General features: G+C 61.4%; 12 protein-coding genes. 10 read left to right on the top strand and 2 right to left on the bottom strand.

Going from position 1 to position 17564, the window contains the following annotated elements:
- Nucleotides 1-45: 45 nt before the first annotated feature.
- From VL202_RS25560 to VL202_RS25525, 8 genes are all read left to right on the top strand, one after another.
- The gene (locus tag VL202_RS25560; RefSeq protein ID WP_325466863.1) at nucleotides 46-1305 is read left to right on the top strand and encodes an ABC transporter substrate-binding protein; all 1260 of its coding nucleotides are present in this window, start codon (nucleotides 46-48) and stop codon (nucleotides 1303-1305) included.
- Nucleotides 1306-1632: 327 nt separating this feature from the next.
- Nucleotides 1633-2583 carry a sugar ABC transporter permease gene (locus VL202_RS25555; RefSeq protein ID WP_325466862.1) on the top strand — a complete coding sequence of 317 codons (951 nt, stop codon included), beginning with the start codon at nucleotides 1633-1635 and terminating at the stop codon, nucleotides 2581-2583.
- Nucleotides 2584-2594: 11 nt separating this feature from the next.
- On the top strand, nucleotides 2595-3434 hold the full coding sequence (locus VL202_RS25550; RefSeq protein WP_325466861.1) for a carbohydrate ABC transporter permease: 840 nt from the start codon (nucleotides 2595-2597) through the stop codon (nucleotides 3432-3434).
- The gene (locus VL202_RS25545; protein WP_325466876.1) at nucleotides 3431-4489 is read left to right on the top strand and encodes a Gfo/Idh/MocA family oxidoreductase; all 1059 of its coding nucleotides are present in this window, start codon (nucleotides 3431-3433) and stop codon (nucleotides 4487-4489) included. The genes VL202_RS25550 and VL202_RS25545 overlap by 4 nt, the downstream gene beginning before the upstream one ends.
- 65 nt (nucleotides 4490-4554) lie before the next feature.
- Nucleotides 4555-5556 (top strand): ABC transporter ATP-binding protein, encoded by a 1002-nt coding sequence (locus tag VL202_RS25540; protein WP_325466860.1) that lies wholly within the window; start codon nucleotides 4555-4557, stop codon nucleotides 5554-5556.
- A gap of 246 nt (nucleotides 5557-5802) precedes the next feature.
- Nucleotides 5803-7101, top strand: coding sequence for an efflux RND transporter periplasmic adaptor subunit (locus tag VL202_RS25535; protein WP_325466859.1), 1299 nt, complete (start codon nucleotides 5803-5805; stop codon nucleotides 7099-7101).
- Nucleotides 7102-7112: 11 nt separating this feature from the next.
- The gene (locus VL202_RS25530; protein ID WP_325466858.1) at nucleotides 7113-10253 is read left to right on the top strand and encodes an efflux RND transporter permease subunit; all 3141 of its coding nucleotides are present in this window, start codon (nucleotides 7113-7115) and stop codon (nucleotides 10251-10253) included.
- 49 nt (nucleotides 10254-10302) lie between these two features.
- Nucleotides 10303-10944, top strand: coding sequence for a TetR family transcriptional regulator (locus tag VL202_RS25525; RefSeq protein ID WP_325466857.1), 642 nt, complete (start codon nucleotides 10303-10305; stop codon nucleotides 10942-10944).
- Nucleotides 10945-10950: 6 nt separating this feature from the next.
- Here VL202_RS25525 and VL202_RS25520 read toward each other — a convergent pair whose 3' ends face one another.
- Both VL202_RS25520 and polA read right to left on the bottom strand, forming a co-directional pair.
- Nucleotides 10951-11934 (bottom strand): isopenicillin N synthase family dioxygenase, encoded by a 984-nt coding sequence (locus VL202_RS25520; RefSeq protein ID WP_325466856.1) that lies wholly within the window; start codon nucleotides 11932-11934, stop codon nucleotides 10951-10953.
- A 178-nt stretch (nucleotides 11935-12112) separates the two neighbouring features.
- The gene (gene polA / locus VL202_RS25515) at nucleotides 12113-15139 is read right to left on the bottom strand and encodes a DNA polymerase I (protein ID WP_325466855.1); all 3027 of its coding nucleotides are present in this window, start codon (nucleotides 15137-15139) and stop codon (nucleotides 12113-12115) included.
- A 463-nt stretch (nucleotides 15140-15602) separates the two neighbouring features.
- On the opposite strand from polA, the gene VL202_RS25510 reads away from it, so the two are divergent.
- Both VL202_RS25510 and VL202_RS25505 read left to right on the top strand, forming a co-directional pair.
- Entirely contained in the window at nucleotides 15603-16034 is a 432-nt protein-coding gene (locus tag VL202_RS25510; protein WP_325466854.1) for a MarR family winged helix-turn-helix transcriptional regulator, read from the top strand.
- Between the two features lie 69 nt (nucleotides 16035-16103).
- On the top strand, nucleotides 16104-17492 hold the full coding sequence (locus VL202_RS25505; protein ID WP_325466853.1) for a dipeptidase: 1389 nt from the start codon (nucleotides 16104-16106) through the stop codon (nucleotides 17490-17492).
- Nucleotides 17493-17564: the final 72 nt, after the last annotated feature.

Here is a 17564-nt window from a genome sequence, read left to right as displayed (position 1 = left end):
GGTTCCAAAACCGCGCCAGCTGGCGCATATAAAAGGGAGAACGTAATGACCCGCACTACCTTGAAAGGCTTGCTGCTTGCATCCAGCATCCTCGGCTCCGCCGGGCTGGCGCATGCGGAAGACGTCACGCTGACGATCGAGAGCTGGCGCAACGACGACCTGACCATCTGGCAGGAAAAACTGATCCCGGCCTTCGAAGCCAAGAATCCGGGCATCAAGGTCGTCTTCGCACCGACCGCGCCGACCGAATACAATGCGGCGCTGAACGCCAAGCTCGACGCCGGCTCCGCAGGCGATCTCGTCACCTGCCGTCCGTTCGATGCGTCTCTCGAACTCTACAACAAGAAGCATCTGGCCGACTTGACCAGTCTGCCCGGTATGGAAAACTTCTCGCCGGTCGCCAAGGCGGCCTGGACGACGGACGATGGTGCAGCCGCCTTCTGCGTGCCGATGGCCTCGGTCATCCACGGCTTCATCTACAACAAGGATGCCTTTGACAAGCTCGGCATTGCCATTCCGGCAACGGAAGCGGATTTCTTCGCGGCCCTCGACAAGATCAAGGCTGACGGCACCTATATCCCGCTCGCCATGGGCACGAAGGACCTCTGGGAAGCCGCCACCATGGGCTACCAGAACATCGGCCCGACCTATTGGAAGGGTGAGGAAGGCCGCGCTGCCCTGATCAAGGGCGAGCAGAAGCTCACCGACGCCGGCTGGGTCGAGCCCTACAAGGTTCTTGCCAAGTGGAAGGATTATCTCGGCGACGGCTTCGAAGCCCAGACCTATCCGGACAGCCAGAACCTCTTCACGCTCGGTCGCGCTGCCATCTATCCGGCCGGCTCATGGGAAATCGGCCTGTTCAACACGCAGGCACAATTCAAGATGGGTGCCTTCCCGCCGCCGGTCAAAGCCGCTGGCGACGCCTGCTACATCTCGGACCACAACGACATCGGCGTTGGCCTGAATGCCAAGAGCGCCCATCCGGAAGAAGCCAAGAAGCTTCTCACCTGGATCGCCTCGCCTGAATTCGCCGACATCTATGCCAACTCGCTGCCGGGCTTCTTCAGCCTGAACTCGACGCCGGTGAAGATGGCCGATCCGCTCGCCCAGGAATTCGTCTCCTGGCGTGAAAAGTGCAAGCCGACGATCCGCTCGACCTACCAGATCCTGTCGCGCGGCACCCCGAACCTCGAAAACGAGACCTGGGTTGAATCGGCCAACGTGATCAACGGCACCGACACGCCGGAAGTCGCTGGCGAGAAGCTGCAGAAGGGCCTCGACAGCTGGTACAAGCCGGCGAAGTAAGTTTGGGTTTCGGGGTATTGCTCCTCGCCCTCTCCCCGCATGCGGGGAGAGGGGATTACTGAGTTTGTGGTTCCTCCCTTCTCCCCGTTCGCGGGGAGAAGGTGCCCGCCCTTTGATGATGAGGGAGGAGCGGATGAGGGGCAGCACTCGAGGCGGGGCTTGCTGACGCGAAAAAGCAGAATCTCCCGCAAAAACATGTAATCTGAAATCACATTCTGCCAGCGCTCTCGGGCCTGCTGGCGACGGCATGTGCGGCGGGGACCGGCGGCGCAGAGCCTTGCCGCATATGCGGCAATCGACGAAGAACGGGTCGGAGCGGCAGAAGCCATGAGCAGCGCCATATCGTCTGAGGACACAATCGAGATGCCGGCACGGCCAAGACGCTGGCATATCCTCATCTTCCTGTTGCCGGCTTTCATCGTCTATTCCGCCGTGATGATCCTGCCGCTGATCGAGACGCTGCGCCTGTCGCTGTTCAACACGGTGGACGGACAGTCGACCTTCGTCGGGCTTGCAAATTTCCAGGTCCTGTTCGGGGACGATCGCTGGGCCGCCGATTTCTGGCGGGCGCTGAAGAACAATTTCATCTTCTTCGCCATCCACATGCTGGTGCAGAACCCGCTGGGTATCGCGCTTGCCGCCATGCTGTCGATCCCGCGACTGAGGCTCGCCGCCTTCTATCGCACGGCGATCTTCATGCCGACGATCCTGTCCTTCGTCATCGTCGGTTTCATCTGGAAGCTGATCCTGTCGCCGATCTGGGGCATCACGCCGTTCTTCATGGACCTCGTCGGCCTGAAATCCCTGTTCGGTCCCTGGCTCGGCAAACCCGGCTCGGCCCTGATCACGGTGTCGCTGATCTCCGTCTGGCAAAATGTCGGCATCCCGATGATGCTGATCTATGCGGCCCTTCTGAATATCCCGGACGAGGTTATCGAGGCGGCCGAATGCGACGGGATCACCGGCTGGAGCCAGTTCTGGAAGATCAAGCTGCCGCTGGTCCTGCCGGCGATCGGCATGGTCTCGATCCTGACCTTCGTCGGCAATTTCAATGCCTTCGACCTGATCTATACGGTGCAGGGGGCCCTTGCCGGTCCGGACGGGGCGACCGATATTCTTGGAACCTTGCTCTACCGCACCTTCTTCGGCTTCCAGTTGCAGCTTGGCGACCGTTCCATGGGCGCGACCATCGCCACCGTGATGTTCCTGATCATCCTTGCCGGCGTCTCGCTCTATCTCTTCGGCATCCAGCGGCGCGTCCGCCGCTACCAGTTCTAAGGGAGGACGCAATGTCAAAAGCACGCATCTCGCCGCTACGCTCCAGTTTCGTCCACCTGGCCCTTGCCGGCTATACGGTGATCGCGCTGTTCCCGGTCGTCCTGACGATCCTCAATTCGCTGAAGGACAAGAACGCGATCTTCCGTACGCCGCTGGCACCCCCGACGGCCGAGACCTTCAGCCTGATCGGCTACACGACCGTGCTGAAACAGGGTGATTTCATCGGCTATTTCCAGAACAGCCTCATCGTCACCGTCGTCTCGATCTTCTTCGCGCTGCTGTTTGGCGCCATGGCCGCCTTCGCGCTGTCGGAATATCGTTTTCGCGGCAATACGTTGATGGGACTTTATCTCGCCATCGGCATCATGATCCCGATCCGGCTCGGCACGGTCGCCATCCTGCAGGGCATGGTCGCGACCGGTCTCGTCAATACGCTGACGGCGCTGGTCCTCGTCTATACCGCGCAAGGCCTGCCGCTGGCGATCTTCATCCTGTCGGAGTTCATGCGCACCGTCTCGGACGACCTGAAGAATGCCGGGCGCATCGACGGCCTGTCGGAATATGCCATCTTCTTCCGCCTCGTCCTGCCGCTAATCCGTCCGGCCATGGCGACGGTGGCCGTCTTCACCATGATCCCGATCTGGAACGATCTCTGGTTCCCGCTGATCCTCGCGCCCGGCGAAGCCACCAAGACGGTGACGCTCGGCTCCCAGATATTCATCGGCCAGTTCGTCACCAACTGGAATGCGGTTCTTGCCGCCCTGTCGCTGGCGATCTTCCCGGTTCTCATCCTTTACGTCATCTTCTCGCGGCAACTGATCCGCGGCATCACCGCAGGAGCAGTCAAATAATGGTAAAGCCCGTTCGTGTCCTCGTCGCCGGCCTTGGAAACATGGGGCGCAGCCATGCGCTCGCCTATCACAACAATCCCGGTTTCGAGATTGTCGGCCTGGTCAACCGTTCCAAGCCGACACTGGCGCCGGAACTGAGCCAATACGAAATTCTTCCCGATTTCGAAAAGGCGCTGAAAGAACTCAAGCCTGATCTCTGCGCGATCTGCACCTATTCCGACAGCCACGCCGATTATGCCGTCGCGGCGTTCGAGGCCGGCTGCGACGTGTTCATCGAGAAGCCGCTGGCGACGACGGTTGCCGACGCAGAACGGGTCGTCGCCGCCGCGAAGAAGGCCGGCAAGAAACTGGTCGTCGGTTATATCCTGCGCCATCATCCGTCCTGGGTGCGGTTGATCACTGAAGCCCGCAAGCTCGGCGGCCCCTATGTCTTCCGCATGAACCTCAACCAGCAATCCTCCGGCCCGACCTGGATGACGCACAAGTCGCTGATGGAAACCACGCCGCCGATCGTCGATTGCGGTGTCCATTATGTCGACGTCATGTGCCAGATCACCGATGCGAAGCCTGTCGAGGTGCGCGGCATGGGTCTGCGCCTGTCGAACGAGATCGCCGCCGACATGTATAACTACGGCCACCTGCAGGTGATCTACGAAGACGGGTCGGTCGGCTGGTATGAGGCCGGCTGGGGACCGATGATCTCGGAGACTGCCTTCTTCGTGAAGGACGTCATGTCGCCCAACGGCTCGGTCTCGATCGTCATGGATCCGAACGCGAAATCCGACGATATCGACACCCATACCAAGACGGCCGTCATTCGCGTGCACAAGGCTGAAACCGGTGCTGACGGCAAGTTCGTCCACAAGGACGAAGACCTGAAGATGGACGGCGAGCCGGGTCACCAGGAACTCTGCGATTTCGAGCAGGCCTATGTGTTGAAGGCGATTACCGAAAACCTCGATCTCGAGCGGCATATGAACGATGCCGTCCAGTCGCTGCGCATTTGCCTTGCGGCCGATGAGAGCGTGCGGACGGGCCAGCCGGTCAAGCTTTAATCCGATGATTGTCCACCCGATCAGGTCGGGGCAGGGCAAGCGACAACGACAGTAAGGGGCCTCACGTGGGATCACTGAATCTGAAATCCATCCGCAAGGCCTTCGGCAATCACGAAGTCCTGAAGGGCATCGACCTCGAGGTGAAGGACGGCGAGTTCGTCATCTTCGTCGGCCCGTCCGGCTGCGGCAAGTCCACGCTGCTGCGTGTTATCGCCGGACTTGAGGATGCCACATCCGGCAGTGTCCGGATCGACGGGCAGGAAGTCATCAACACGCCGCCCGCCAAGCGCGGCATCGCCATGGTCTTCCAGTCCTATGCGCTTTATCCGCATCTGACGGTCAAGGACAATATGGGGCTTGGCCTCAAGCAGATGGGCGCTCCCAAGGCTGAGGTCGATGCCAAGGTGGGCAAGGCATCCGCGATGCTGTCGCTGGAACCCTATCTCGCTCGCCGACCGTCCGAACTCTCCGGCGGCCAGCGCCAGCGCGTCGCCATCGGCCGCGCCATCGTGCGCGAGCCGAAGCTGTTCCTGTTCGATGAGCCATTGTCCAATCTCGATGCGGCGCTGCGCGTCAACACCCGTCTCGAAATCGCCCGTCTGCACCGCAGCCTCAAGGCGACAATGATCTACGTGACCCATGATCAGGTCGAGGCGATGACGCTGGCCGACAAGATCGTTGTGTTGAATGCCGGCCAGATCGAGCAGGTCGGCTCGCCGATGGAACTTTACAATCGGCCGGCCAACACATTCGTCGCCGGCTTTATCGGCTCGCCGCAGATGAACTTCATCGAGGCTGGTCGGCTGGGTGATAGCCAGGCCAAGACCGTGGGCATCCGTCCCGAACATATCATCCTGTCGCGCGAGAGCGGCGACTGGAAGGGCAAGGTCATCCATGTCGAGCATCTGGGTGCCGACACGATCCTCTACCTCGAAACCGAAGTCACCGGCCTTCTGACGGTGCGTCTGTTCGGTGAGCATAAATACGAAGTCGATGACGTGGTCTATTCAACGCCCAACAAGGCAGCGATGCATCGCTTCGGTGCGGATGACCGGATCCTTCGATAGGTGCGGACCCTGATTTGTAACTGAATGTTAACGGCCGCTATTGTTCGGTAACGTTTTATTGTGCGGCGCATCATCGGCTTGCACGCGCGGAAAAATTAACATACGACTGCGTTTGTATAATTGATTGCGCTCGCCAAATGGAAAACCTGGCCCTGCGCATCATATTGATTTTTCTGAAATCCAGCTGCGGCTGACGTCTTCCCAAGACCGTCGGCCATGGGGCTGGCCTTTTGCGTGGAACCGACAATGCGGATGAACCGACCGATACTGGCTGCAACCGTGGCCGCCCTGCTGATCATTTCCGGCTGCCAGGAAGGCGAGGGCGAAAAGCAGGCTGCGCCCTCCTATCCGCCGCCGCAAGTCTCGGTGATCACCACCAAGACCGAGGATATCCCGATCACCAACGACCTGCCGGGCCGTATCGCCGCGACGCGGATCTCGGAAGTTCGTCCGCGCGCCACCGGCATCGTCATCGAGCGCGTGTTCGAGCAGGGCTCGCTGGTGAAGGAAGGCGACGTGCTTTATCGCATCGACCCGGCCTCCTTCCAGGTCCAGGTCGAAAGCGCCGAAGGTACGCTGCGGCGCGCGAAAGCCGTTCAGCTTCAGGCGCGCCAGGCGGCCGAGCGCCAGGAACAGCTGCGCAAGTCCGGCGTGGCGACCGGCCAGAATTTTGACGATGCCGTGGCACAGCTGGCGCAGGCGGATGCCGATGTCGCGATCGCCGAGGCCGGTCTCGCAACGGCCAAGCTCAATCTGCAATATACCAATGTGACCGCGCCGATCAGCGGCCGTATCGGTCGCGCGCTGATCACCGAAGGTGCGCTGGTCAGCGCCAATGGTTCGGAAAACCTGGCGACGATCCAGCAGCTCAATCCTGTTTATGCCGACTTCACCCAGTCCGCGACCGACCTCATCCGCCTGCGCAAGTCGCTGCAGGCTGGCGCTTTGGCCGACGGCAAGAAGGAAGCCAAGGTCAACCTGATCATGGACGACGGCAGTGCCTATGCGCATGCCGGAAAGCTGTTGTTTTCGGAAGCAGCCGTCGATGAAACCACCGGCCAGGTGACGTTGCGTGGCGAATTCCCGAACCCGGACGGCGATCTCCTGCCGGGGATGTATGTGCGCGTGCTGATCGAGCAGGGCATCGAGAAGGACGCCATCGCCGTGCCGACGCAGGCCGTGCAGCGCGATACATCGGGCGTCGCGCAGGTCTATGTCGCCAAGGACGACAATACGGCTGAATTGCGCACGGTCTCCGCAGGCACTGTTCTGGGCGATCGCTGGATTATCCGCGACGGTCTGAAGGCCGGCGAAAAGGTCATCGTTGAAGGCTTCCAGAAGCTGCGTCCCGGCGCACCCGTCGTTCCCGCGGAGTGGAAGGCGGGCGACGCAAAGCCGGCTGAAGCGAAGGAAGGGGAGGCAAAGCCGGCAACGGAAGCAGCCGGCAACAAGAAGCCTGCTGACGGCGCGGATGCCAAGCCCGCTGACGCCAAGCCCGCTGACGCCAAGCCTGCCGACGCCAAGCCTGCCGCACAGGCGAATTGAGGACCTGATCGATGCCTAGTTTCTTTATCGACCGGCCTATCTTTGCGTGGGTCGTCGCACTTTTCATCATGATTTCCGGCATCATCGCGCTGCCCTTGCTGCCGATTTCGCAATATCCGAACGTCGCGCCGCCGCAGATTTCGATCAATACGAGCTATCCCGGCGCCTCTTCGGAAGAAACCTACCAGAGTGTCACCCGGCTCATCGAAAATGAGCTGAACGGCATCGAAGGCATGCAGTATTTCTCGTCCACGTCCAGTGCAGCGGGACGTGTATCGATCAACGTGACCTTCGCTCCGGGCACCGATTCCGGCGACGCGTCGATCGACGTTCAGAACCGCGTTCGTCGCGTCGAGGCGCGCCTTCCCGATGCCGTGCGTCAGCAGGGCATCGAGGTCGAGGAGGCCGGCTCCGGCTTCCTGATGATTGTCGCGCTCACCTCCACGGACGGGTCCATGGATGCGGTTTCGCTGGGCGACTATCTCAGCCGCAACGTGCTCAACGAAATCCAGCGTGTCGAGGGCGTCGGCCGGGCGCAGATGTTTGCAACCGAACGCGCCATGCGCATCTGGCTCGACCCAGACAAGATGCGTGGCCTCAACCTGACGGCCGGCGACATCAATGCCGCGATCACGGCGCAGAATGCCCAGGTCGCCTCGGGCAGCATCGGGGCGCAGCCCAACCCGATCACGCAGCAGATCAGCGCTCCCGTCCTGATCAAGGGGCAGCTGACATCGGCCGAAGAGTTTGGGGCGATAATCCTGCGCGCCAATCTCGACGGATCGACGGTGCGCCTGCGCGATGTCGCGCGCATCGAAATCGGCGGCCAGGACTACAGCTTCTCGACCCGCCTGAACGGCAAGCCGTCCGCCGCCATCGGCGTGCAACTGACACCGACCGGCAATGCGCTTTCCACCTCCACGGCCATCAAGGCGCGCATGGACGAATTGGCGACCTTCTTCCCGGCGGGCGTCGAATATTCCGTGCCCTACGACACGTCGCCCTTCGTTGCGATTTCCATCGAGAAGGTTCTCCATACCCTGCTCGAAGCCGTGGCGCTTGTGTTCCTGGTGATGTTCCTGTTCCTGCAGAACATCCGCTACACCATCATTCCGACGCTCGTCGTGCCCGTGGCGCTACTTGGCACCTGTGCGGCCATGCTGGCCATGGGCTTCTCGATCAACGTTCTGACGATGTTCGGCATGGTGCTTGCCATCGGTATTCTCGTCGATGACGCCATCATTGTCGTCGAAAACGTCGAGCGCATCATGTCCGAGGAGGGCATCACGCCGAAGGAAGCGACCCGCAAGGCGATGAAACAGATCACCGGTGCGGTCATCGGCATCACGCTGGTGCTGTCCGCCGTGTTCATTCCCATGGCCTTCTTCCCCGGCGCCGTCGGCGTCATCTATCAGCAGTTCTCGCTGACCATGGTCGTGTCTATCCTGTTCTCGGCGCTTCTGGCGTTGACGCTGACGCCGGCGCTCTGCGCCAGCTTCCTGAAGCAGGTTCCGAAGGGGCATCACCATGCCAAGCGGGGCTTCTTCGGCCTGTTCAATCGCGGTTTTGACAAGGCGTCGCATGGTTATAGCGGCTGGGTCGCCGGCATGGTGACGCGCACCTGGCGCTTCATGCTGATCTATGTCGTGCTGCTCGGCGGCCTCGGCTACCTGTTCATGCAACTGCCGTCGTCCTTCCTTCCGGATGAAGACCAGGGCTTCGTCATCGTCTCAATGCAACTGCCGTCGGAAGCGACTGGCAACCGTACGACCGAGGTCATCGAGCAGACGGAAGCCATCTTCAGCAAGGAACCGGCTGTCGAGCGTATCATCGCCATCAGCGGCTTCTCCTTCTCCGGCACCGGCCAGAACGCCGGCCTCGCCTTCGTGACGCTGAAGGACTGGGCCGAGCGCGGACCCAACGATGTCGCCGCCGTCATCGCCGGCCGTGCATCGGGGGCCATGTCCCAGATCAAGGATGCGATCAGCTTTGCGCTGTCGCCGCCGCCGATCCAGGGTCTCGGCACCTCCAACGGCTTCGAATTCCGCCTGCAGGATCGCGGCGGCCAGGGTTCCGCGGCGCTTGCGGCGGCGCGTGACCAGCTTCTGGGCCTTGCGGCACAGAGCCAGGTCATCTCCGGCGTTCGCGTCGACGGCCTGCCGGATGCGGCACAGGTCAACCTGATCATCGACCGTGAAAAGGCCAACACATTCGGCGTCGCCTTCACTGATATCAATTCGACGATCTCGACCAATCTCGGTTCGTCCTATGTCAACGATTTCCCGAATGCCGGACGTCTCCAGCGTGTGACGGTTCAGGCCGACGAGAACCGGCGCATGCAAACGGCCGATCTTTTGAAGCTCAATGTTCGCAACTCGAATGGCGGCATGGTTCCGTTGTCGGCCTTCGCGAGCATCGAGTGGACAAGCGGCCCGACCCAAACGGTCGGCTATAACGGCTATCCGTCCGTGCCGATCAGCGGCCAGGCCAATGCCGGCTATTCCTCCGGTGAAGCGATCTCCGAAATGGAACGTCTCTTCTCGCAGTTGCCGCCCGGCTTCGGCTACGAGTGGACCGGCCAGTCGCGCGAGGAAATTGCCTCGGGTACGCAGGCACCGCTTCTCGTGGCGCTGTCCTGCCTGCTGATCTTCCTGTGCCTTGCCGCCCTCTATGAAAGCTGGAGCATTCCGGTGGCGGTGATGATGGTGGTGCCGCTCGGCGTCATCGGGGCCGTGCTGGCTGTGACCCTGCGGGACATGCCGAACGACGTGTACTTCAAGGTCGGCCTGATCGCGATCATCGGTCTATCGGCTAAAAACGCCATTCTGATCATCGAGTTTGCCAAGGAGCAGATGGAGGCCGGAAAACCGCTTCTGGACGCGACCATCGAGGCGGCGCACCTGCGCTTCCGGCCGATCCTGATGACCTCGCTCGCCTTCACGCTCGGCGTGTTGCCATTGGCGATTGCCACCGGCGCAAGCTCCGGCAGCCAGCGCGCCATCGGCACCGGCGTCATGGGCGGCATGATCTCGGCGACGGTCCTGGCGATCTTCTTCGTCCCGGTGTTCTTCGTCTTCATCATGAAGCTCTTCCGCCGGACGACGCTGAAGCCGATCGGCGCCGACGAAGCGGTAACGGCGCCGACGGAATAATGGAAGCGGCCCGCCGGGAGGCGGGCCTTTTTCAAAAGGGGAGGGCGCGATGCGCAGGACAAAGGCCGAGGCGGAAGAGACGCGTAGCAGCATTCTCCATGCCGCCGAGCGGGTCTTCTTCAAAAAGGGTGTCTCCAACACCTCGCTCGACGATGTCGCCAAGGCTGCCGGCGTGACGCGTGGCGCGATCTACTGGCATTTCGCCAACAAGACCGACCTTTTCCTCGAACTCTACAACACCGTATCGCTCCCCTTGGAAGACATGGTCGTCCGCGACACGGAACGGCCGGCCTCCGATGTTCTCGGCGTCATCGAGACGTCGGCCGGCAGTTGGCTGGACGAACTGGCTGCCGACGAGCATCGCCAGCGTATCTTTACCATCCTGCTGCGCTGCCCCTATGGCGAGGACCTGATGCCGGTCCTCGAAAAACAGCGCGAGGTCGACGACCGGCACACCGTCATGCTCGACAATGCCTTCGCTCGCGCAAAGAGCGAAGGTTTCCTCAGCGGAAACTGGACGCCGCAATCGGCGACCAAGGCGCTGCGCTGGATGATGGAAGGGTTGTGCAGCGAATGGCTGCTGTTCGGCCGCCGCTTCGATCTGGCGGTCGAGGGCAAGGAAGGACTGAAGCGGCTGTTCGACAGTTTCCGTCCCGTCCATGCTGGTGCCGATATGGCCGCCGTTCATTGAAAAACATCAAGCGGCTGTGGATTTGAACTTGCTCATCAGATAGGGGCCAGAAAGGACCGGGCCATATTTCGCCGTTTCGCCTTCGACGAGGCAGGCGTCGAGCACACTGATCTGTGCATCCCAGTTCGGCTGGTGGAAAAAGGCGAGTGATTGCCGACGCGCCGTACCGCCATCCTCCGGCGAAGGATTGACGACGCGGTGGAGGGTGGAAACCCAGCGATCGTTGGTCCAGCGTGCCATCAGGTCGCCGATATTGATGACGAAGGCACCGGGGACCGGCGGAACAGCCGTCCATCCACCATCCGGCGTGATGATCTCCAGGCCCTTCGAACCTTCCTGCGGCAAGAGGATCGTCAGGCTGCCATAGTCGGTATGGGCGCCGGCGCGCAACTGACCGGGCTTCGGCGGCACAGGCTGTTCCGGATAGTTGAGTGCCCTGAGCGCACTGATCGGCGCATCGATGAAGCTCTCGAAATAATCTTCCGGCAGGCGCAGCGCCACGGCGAAGAGCCGCATGACGCGGGCGGCAAGATCCTCAAGCGCGGCATAATAGGCTTTCCAGGCCTCGATAAAGCCGTTCGGTTGTTCCGGCCAGATCGTCGGCGCGTAGCAGAAGGCAAGCGCTTCCGGATCGGTGATGGAGGTCGGTTGCCGGAGCGGGCCGCCGTTGAAACTTTCCTTGAGATCGGGCGGGCTATCGACATCGCGCGATTTCGCCAATGCCTCCAGTTCCGGCCCGAGATAGCCATAGGGATAGCCCTTATAGGGCGCGCGGGCTTTCTGCTTGTCGTCCGGGGAAAGGTCGAAGAACTGGTGCGCCTTCCGCCAGACGGCGTCGATCACCGTCTGCGGCACGCCATGATTGGAAATGGCGAGAAATCCGGTTTCGCGGCAGATCGCATCGACCCTGTCGCCGAGTATCCGTTTCGTGGCGCTGTCGGCCGTCTCGAAAGTACCGAGGTCGAAAACAGGAAAAGCGCGATCGGTCATTCAGCAGTCTCCGCATACGAGGGGTATCGCCCATCATGCAGCCGGAAAGCCGCGACGCAAGTCGCAGCTTTTTGCCGTCCTAAAGCATGTCGCGCAAAAGTGCGCAGCGGTTCTGCGCGGCATGCGATAAAACAAGAAACGAAAGCGCGAGAGCGAATCTGCAAGATCGCGACGCGCTTCAGTGCGCTTCATCCCAGTTATGGGCGGCGCGGGCGTCAACCTTCAACGGTACCTTCATGTCGAGCGCCGGCATGGCGGCATTCTCCATGACCTCGACGATCAACGGGATCGACTGCTCGACATCGGCATCCTCGACCTCGAAGATCAGTTCGTCATGCACCTGCAGCAGCATCCGGGCGCGCTGTGAAAGGCCGGCCTGTTCCAGCGCCGGCTCCATCTTCACCATGGCACGGCGGATGATGTCGGCAGCGGAGCCCTGGATCGGGGCGTTGATGGCGGCGCGTTCGTTGAAGGCGCGGTGCGAGGGGTTGGACGAGCGGATATCCGGATAATGCGCCCGCCGGCCGAAGATGGTTTCGACATAGCCGTTCTCGCGTGCGAAAGCCTTGGTGCTTTCCATATAGTCGCGGATGCCCGGGAAGCGCTCGAAATACTTCTTGATGTAATCGCCCGCCTCGGAGCGCTCGATCGACAGCTGGTTGGCAAGGCCGAAGGCCGAAATGCCGTAAATGATGCCGAAGTTGATCGCCTTGGCGCGTCTGCGGATTTCGCTTGGCATGCCCTCGACCGGTACGCCGAACATTTCCGACGCCGTCATGGCATGAATATCGATACCGTCCGAAAAGGCCTGTTTCAGCTGCGGGATCTCAGCCACATGGGCAAGCACGCGCAGTTCGATCTGGCTGTAGTCGGCCGATACCAGCTTGTGTCCCGGCGTCGAAATGAAAGCCGTGCGAATCTTGCGGCCCTCGGCGGTGCGAACCGGAATGTTCTGCAGGTTCGGATCGGATGAGGACAGCCGGCCGGTGGTTGTCGCGGCCAGCGCGTAGGAGGTGTGGACGCGCTTCGTCTCGGGGTGGACGAAGCCGGGAAGGGCGTCGGTATAGGTGGATTTCAACTTGGTCAGCTGGCGCCAATCAACGATCTTGCGCGGCAGTTCGTGGCCTTCGGCGGCGAGTTCCTCCAGCACCTGCGCCGAGGTCGACCACTGGCCGGTCTTGGTCTTTGCACCGCCGGGAAGGCCGAGACGGCCGAACAGGATGTCGCCCAGCTGTTTTGGCGAGCCGATATTGAAACTCTCGCCGACCAGCGCATAGATCTCGTGCTCGTGGCCGGCGGCACCCTGCGCCAGTTCGCCAGACAGGCGCGAGAGGATCTGCCGGTCGATGGTGATGCCGCGCTCTTCCATGCGCGCCAGTACCGGAACCAGCGGCCGTTCCAGCCGCTCATAGACCGTGTTGAGGTTCTTCGCCGCCAGCCGCGGTTTCAGCACCTGCCAGAGTCGCAGCGTCACGTCGGCATCCTCGGCGGCATAAGCCGTCGCCTTGTCGATATCGACATAATCGAAAGTGACGGAGGATTTGCCCGTGCCGGCAACGTCCTTGTAGGGGATCGGCTGGTGATTGAGCCACTTTTCGGACAGAGAATCCATGCCGTGCGTGCCGGCGCCGGCATCGACCACATAGGACATCAGCATCGTGTCGTCGAAACTGGCGATTGTGATACCGTGGCGCCGCATGACGAGATAGTCGTATTTGAGGTTCTGGGCGATCTTGAGGACCGATGGGTCCTCCAGCAGGTCCTTCAGTCGTTCCAGCGCAAGGGGAACCGGAATCTGGTTTTCCGCCAGCTTCAAGCCATCGCTGAACAGGTCGTTGCCGCCGGTCTTGTGGATCAGCGGCACATAGGCGGCGCGGATATCGGTGCCAGAGGGGTTCCTGCCGTTGTCGGCGATTGCAAGCGAGAAGCCGACAAGCTCGGCCTGCATGGCGTCGAGCGAGGTCGTTTCGGTGTCGAAGGCGACAAGGCCGGTTTCGCGGGCGGCGGCGATCCAGGCGTCGAGCGTCGCGACGTCGCGGATGGTCACATATGTGCTGCGGTCGATCCTGGCCTTGGCGAACAGTTCGGCGCGGGCCTGGGCAAGGCTTCCGGGCGTCGCGACCGGCGGTCCGCTATCGATTGCACCCGAAAGTGTCGCCGCTGCGTCTTCAGCGCTGCCGAGGGCCGCGGATTTTGCCGAAGACAGGGCAGAGGGCGGCGGCGGAGATGACAGCTCGCCCTTGTCGAGGTCCGGCCCGTGGGCGGCGGCTCCCCATTCGACGGGAACGCTGGCGACGTCGACCGCATCCGCATTCGTCTCGGTCGCGGCCGCGACGCGGCGCGTCAGCGTGGTGAATTCCATCGCCTTCAGGAAGGCGACGAGCTTCGGCCCGTCCTGTGGATGAAGCTCGAAATCTTCCAGCGGCACGTCGATCGGCGTATCGGTCTTCAGCATGACCAGTTGGCGGGATAGCCGGGCAAGCTCCGTATTGGCGATGATGTTCTCGCGGCGCTTCTGCTGCTTGATCTCGCCGGCGCGGGCAAGCAGCGTCTCGAGATCGCCGAATTCCGCCAGCAGTTGCGCCGCGGTCTTCGGGCCGATGCCGGGAATGCCCGGCACATTGTCGGTCGAATCGCCGGTCATCGCCTGCAGGTCGATCATTTTTTCCGGCGGCACGCCCCATTTCTCGATCACTTCCGGGATCGAGATCTGCTTGTCCTTCATGCTGTCATACATGGAGACATTGGCGCTCACGAGCTGCATCAGGTCCTTGTCGGAAGAAACGATCGTCACGTCGGCGCCGTCCGCCTCCGCCATCCGGGCATAGGTAGCGATCAGGTCGTCGGCCTCGAAGCCTTCTTTCTCGATGCAGGGTAGATTGAAGGCGCGGGTCGCATGCCGGATCAATCCGAACTGCGGAATGAGATCCTCGGGCGGCGCTGTGCGGTTGGCCTTGTACTGGTCATAAAGTTCGTTGCGGAAGGTTTTGGACGAATAGTCGAAGATCACCGCAAAATGGGTCGGCGTCACCCCGACGGACGTATCGCGCGCATCCGTCAGCAGCTTCCACAGCATGTTGCAGAAACCGGAGACGGCATTGACCGGCAGGCCGTCCGATTTCCGGTTCAGCGGCGGGATGGCGTGGAACGCCCGGAAGATGAATCCGGAGCCGTCGACGAGGAAGAGATGATCACCTTTTTTCATGGCGACAAGGGATAGCGCGGGCCGCGATGGGCGTCCATATTTCATTCTGGCAGGCAGCGACTTTTGTGCGGGTGAAAGAACTGAGGGCCCTCACGGGAATGTTACCAATTTGTAATGCGCGCTTCCTGCCGTGCTCCCTTGAAAAGCCACATTTGAGACCACAAATCATACCCAACGGCACCTGAACACGCCGTCATCTGGTCAAAGGCCTGTCCCCCGCCGAAGCCAGATGTAAGGACAAAGGCCTATCCCCCTCTCCGGGCCTTTGTCCAAATCTAACAAGACCGCCGTGGCTCCGCCTCCGCCATGGCGGTTTTTGTTTGCTGACAACGCCGCGCGCCAAATATGACGCGCAAATCATGCAGTAGGCGCGGGCCATCACAACAGCGTGAATCTTGTTTCCGGATGGTCCATCGCCTGCAATGCAACTTGTGTTCGAGGCAGGCGAGAGGTACCCATAGACATGGCCTTCGATCGTATGGATTCCGCGACATACCTGGCTAGTCTTCTGGCGAAGAGTTTCTCCCGCGCGCTGCAGGAGAGAGGCCAGAAACTCGGCTTTGCGCCCGGCCAGTTTCCCGTCCTCCTGGAACTTTGGAGCGAGGAGGGGCTGACCCAGAAACAGCTTCTTGACCGTATGGACATCGAACAGGCGACCATGGCCAACACGTTGGCGCGCATGGAGCGCGATGGTCTGATTGTCCGTTGCAAACATCCGACCGACAAACGCGCCCAGCAGATTTTTCTGACCGACAGGGCAAAGCAGATGGAAACGGCGGCGAAGGCAGCGGCGCAGGCCGCCGATCAATCGCTGTTTTCCGGCTTCCGGAGCTTCGAGCGCGAACTCCTGCTCGAATACATGCGCATGGCGATCGCCAACGGGACGCGCAATTGAGCCAACAGAATTGCTTCCGTTTGGATGTGAAACGCTCTAGGTTTCGCCCGAAACACGAAGGATTCGGACATGACAGAGACGGCCAGCACTCTCGCCCGCGCGAATGAAAACCTCCCCAAGAGCCTCGGCAGGCTTTTCGATCTCGTGCGCATCCAGTCGATCTCCACCGACCCGGCCTACAAGGCCCAGTGCCGCAAGGCGGCTGAATGGCTGGTGGCCGAACTGGTCAGCCTCGGCTTCGAGGCTTCCGTGCGCGATACGCCCGGTCACCCGATGGTCGTCGCCCATCATGCCGGCGAAAAGGCCGGCGCACCGCATGTGCTGTTCTATGGCCATTACGATGTCCAGCCGGTCGATCCGCTCAACCTGTGGGATACGGCGCCGTTCGAGCCGTCGATCAAGGAACTGGATGGCGGCCGCAAGGTTATCACCGGGCGCGGCACGGCCGACGACAAGGGCCAGTTGATGACCTTTGTCGAAGCCTGTCGGGCCTACAAGGAAACCACAGGTGCGCTGCCCTGCGAGGTGACCATCCTGTTCGAAGGCGAGGAGGAATCCGGCTCGCCATCGCTGAAGCCGTTCCTGGAAGCCAATGCCGAGGAATTGAAGGCCGACTACGCACTGGTCTGCGACACCAGCATGTGGGACCGCGATACGCCGGCGATCTCGGCCGGACTGCGTGGCCTCGTCGGCGAGGAGATCGTCGTCACGGCGGCGGATCGCGATCTGCATTCAGGTTATTTCGGCGGGGCTGCGGCCAATCCCATTCATATTCTGACGAAAATCCTTGCCGGCCTCCATGACGAAACCGGCCGCGTTACACTTGACGGCTTCTACGAGGGCGTCGAGGAAACCCCGACCCAGATCAAGGCTGCCTGGGAAACGCTGGGCCAGACGGCCGAAAAATTCCTCGGCGAAATCGGCCTGTCCATCCCCTCCGGCGAAAAGGGCCGCTCGGTGCTGGAACTGACCTGGGCGCGCCCGACGGCGGAGGTCAACGGCATCTGGGGCGGGTATACAGGCGAGGGCTTCAAGACCGTGATCGCGGCGCAGGCTTCCGCGAAGGTATCGTTCCGCCTCGTCGGTACCCAGAACCCGGACAAGATCCGCGAAGCCTTCCGCGCCTATGTCACGTCACAAATCCCGGCGGATTGCTCGGTCGAGTTCCACAAGCATGGCGGCTCGCCAGCCATCCAGCTGCCCTATGATTCGCCGCTGCTCAACACCGCGAAGTCTGCCCTGTCGGACGAATGGCCAAAGCCCGCCGTGGTCATCGGCATGGGCGGCTCGATCCCGATCGTCGGTGATTTTCAGAAGATGCTCGGCATGGAATCGCTGCTGGTCGGCTTCGGCCTGTCCGACGACCGCATTCATTCGCCGAACGAGAAATACGAGTTGCAGTCCTTCCACAAGGGTATCCGTTCCTGGATCCGCATTCTCGACGCGCTGGCTGCCTGAACGCCCCGCTGTTAACGGTTAGCACCCTTGACCCCATCGGTCGGGGGTGTTCTCATCGTCAAGATGACATTT

Origin of the sequence: Pararhizobium sp., from assembly GCF_035497515.1 — a bacterium.
GTDB lineage: Bacteria > Pseudomonadota > Alphaproteobacteria > Rhizobiales > Rhizobiaceae > Pararhizobium.
This window is presented reverse-complemented; position numbering and strand designations above follow the sequence as displayed.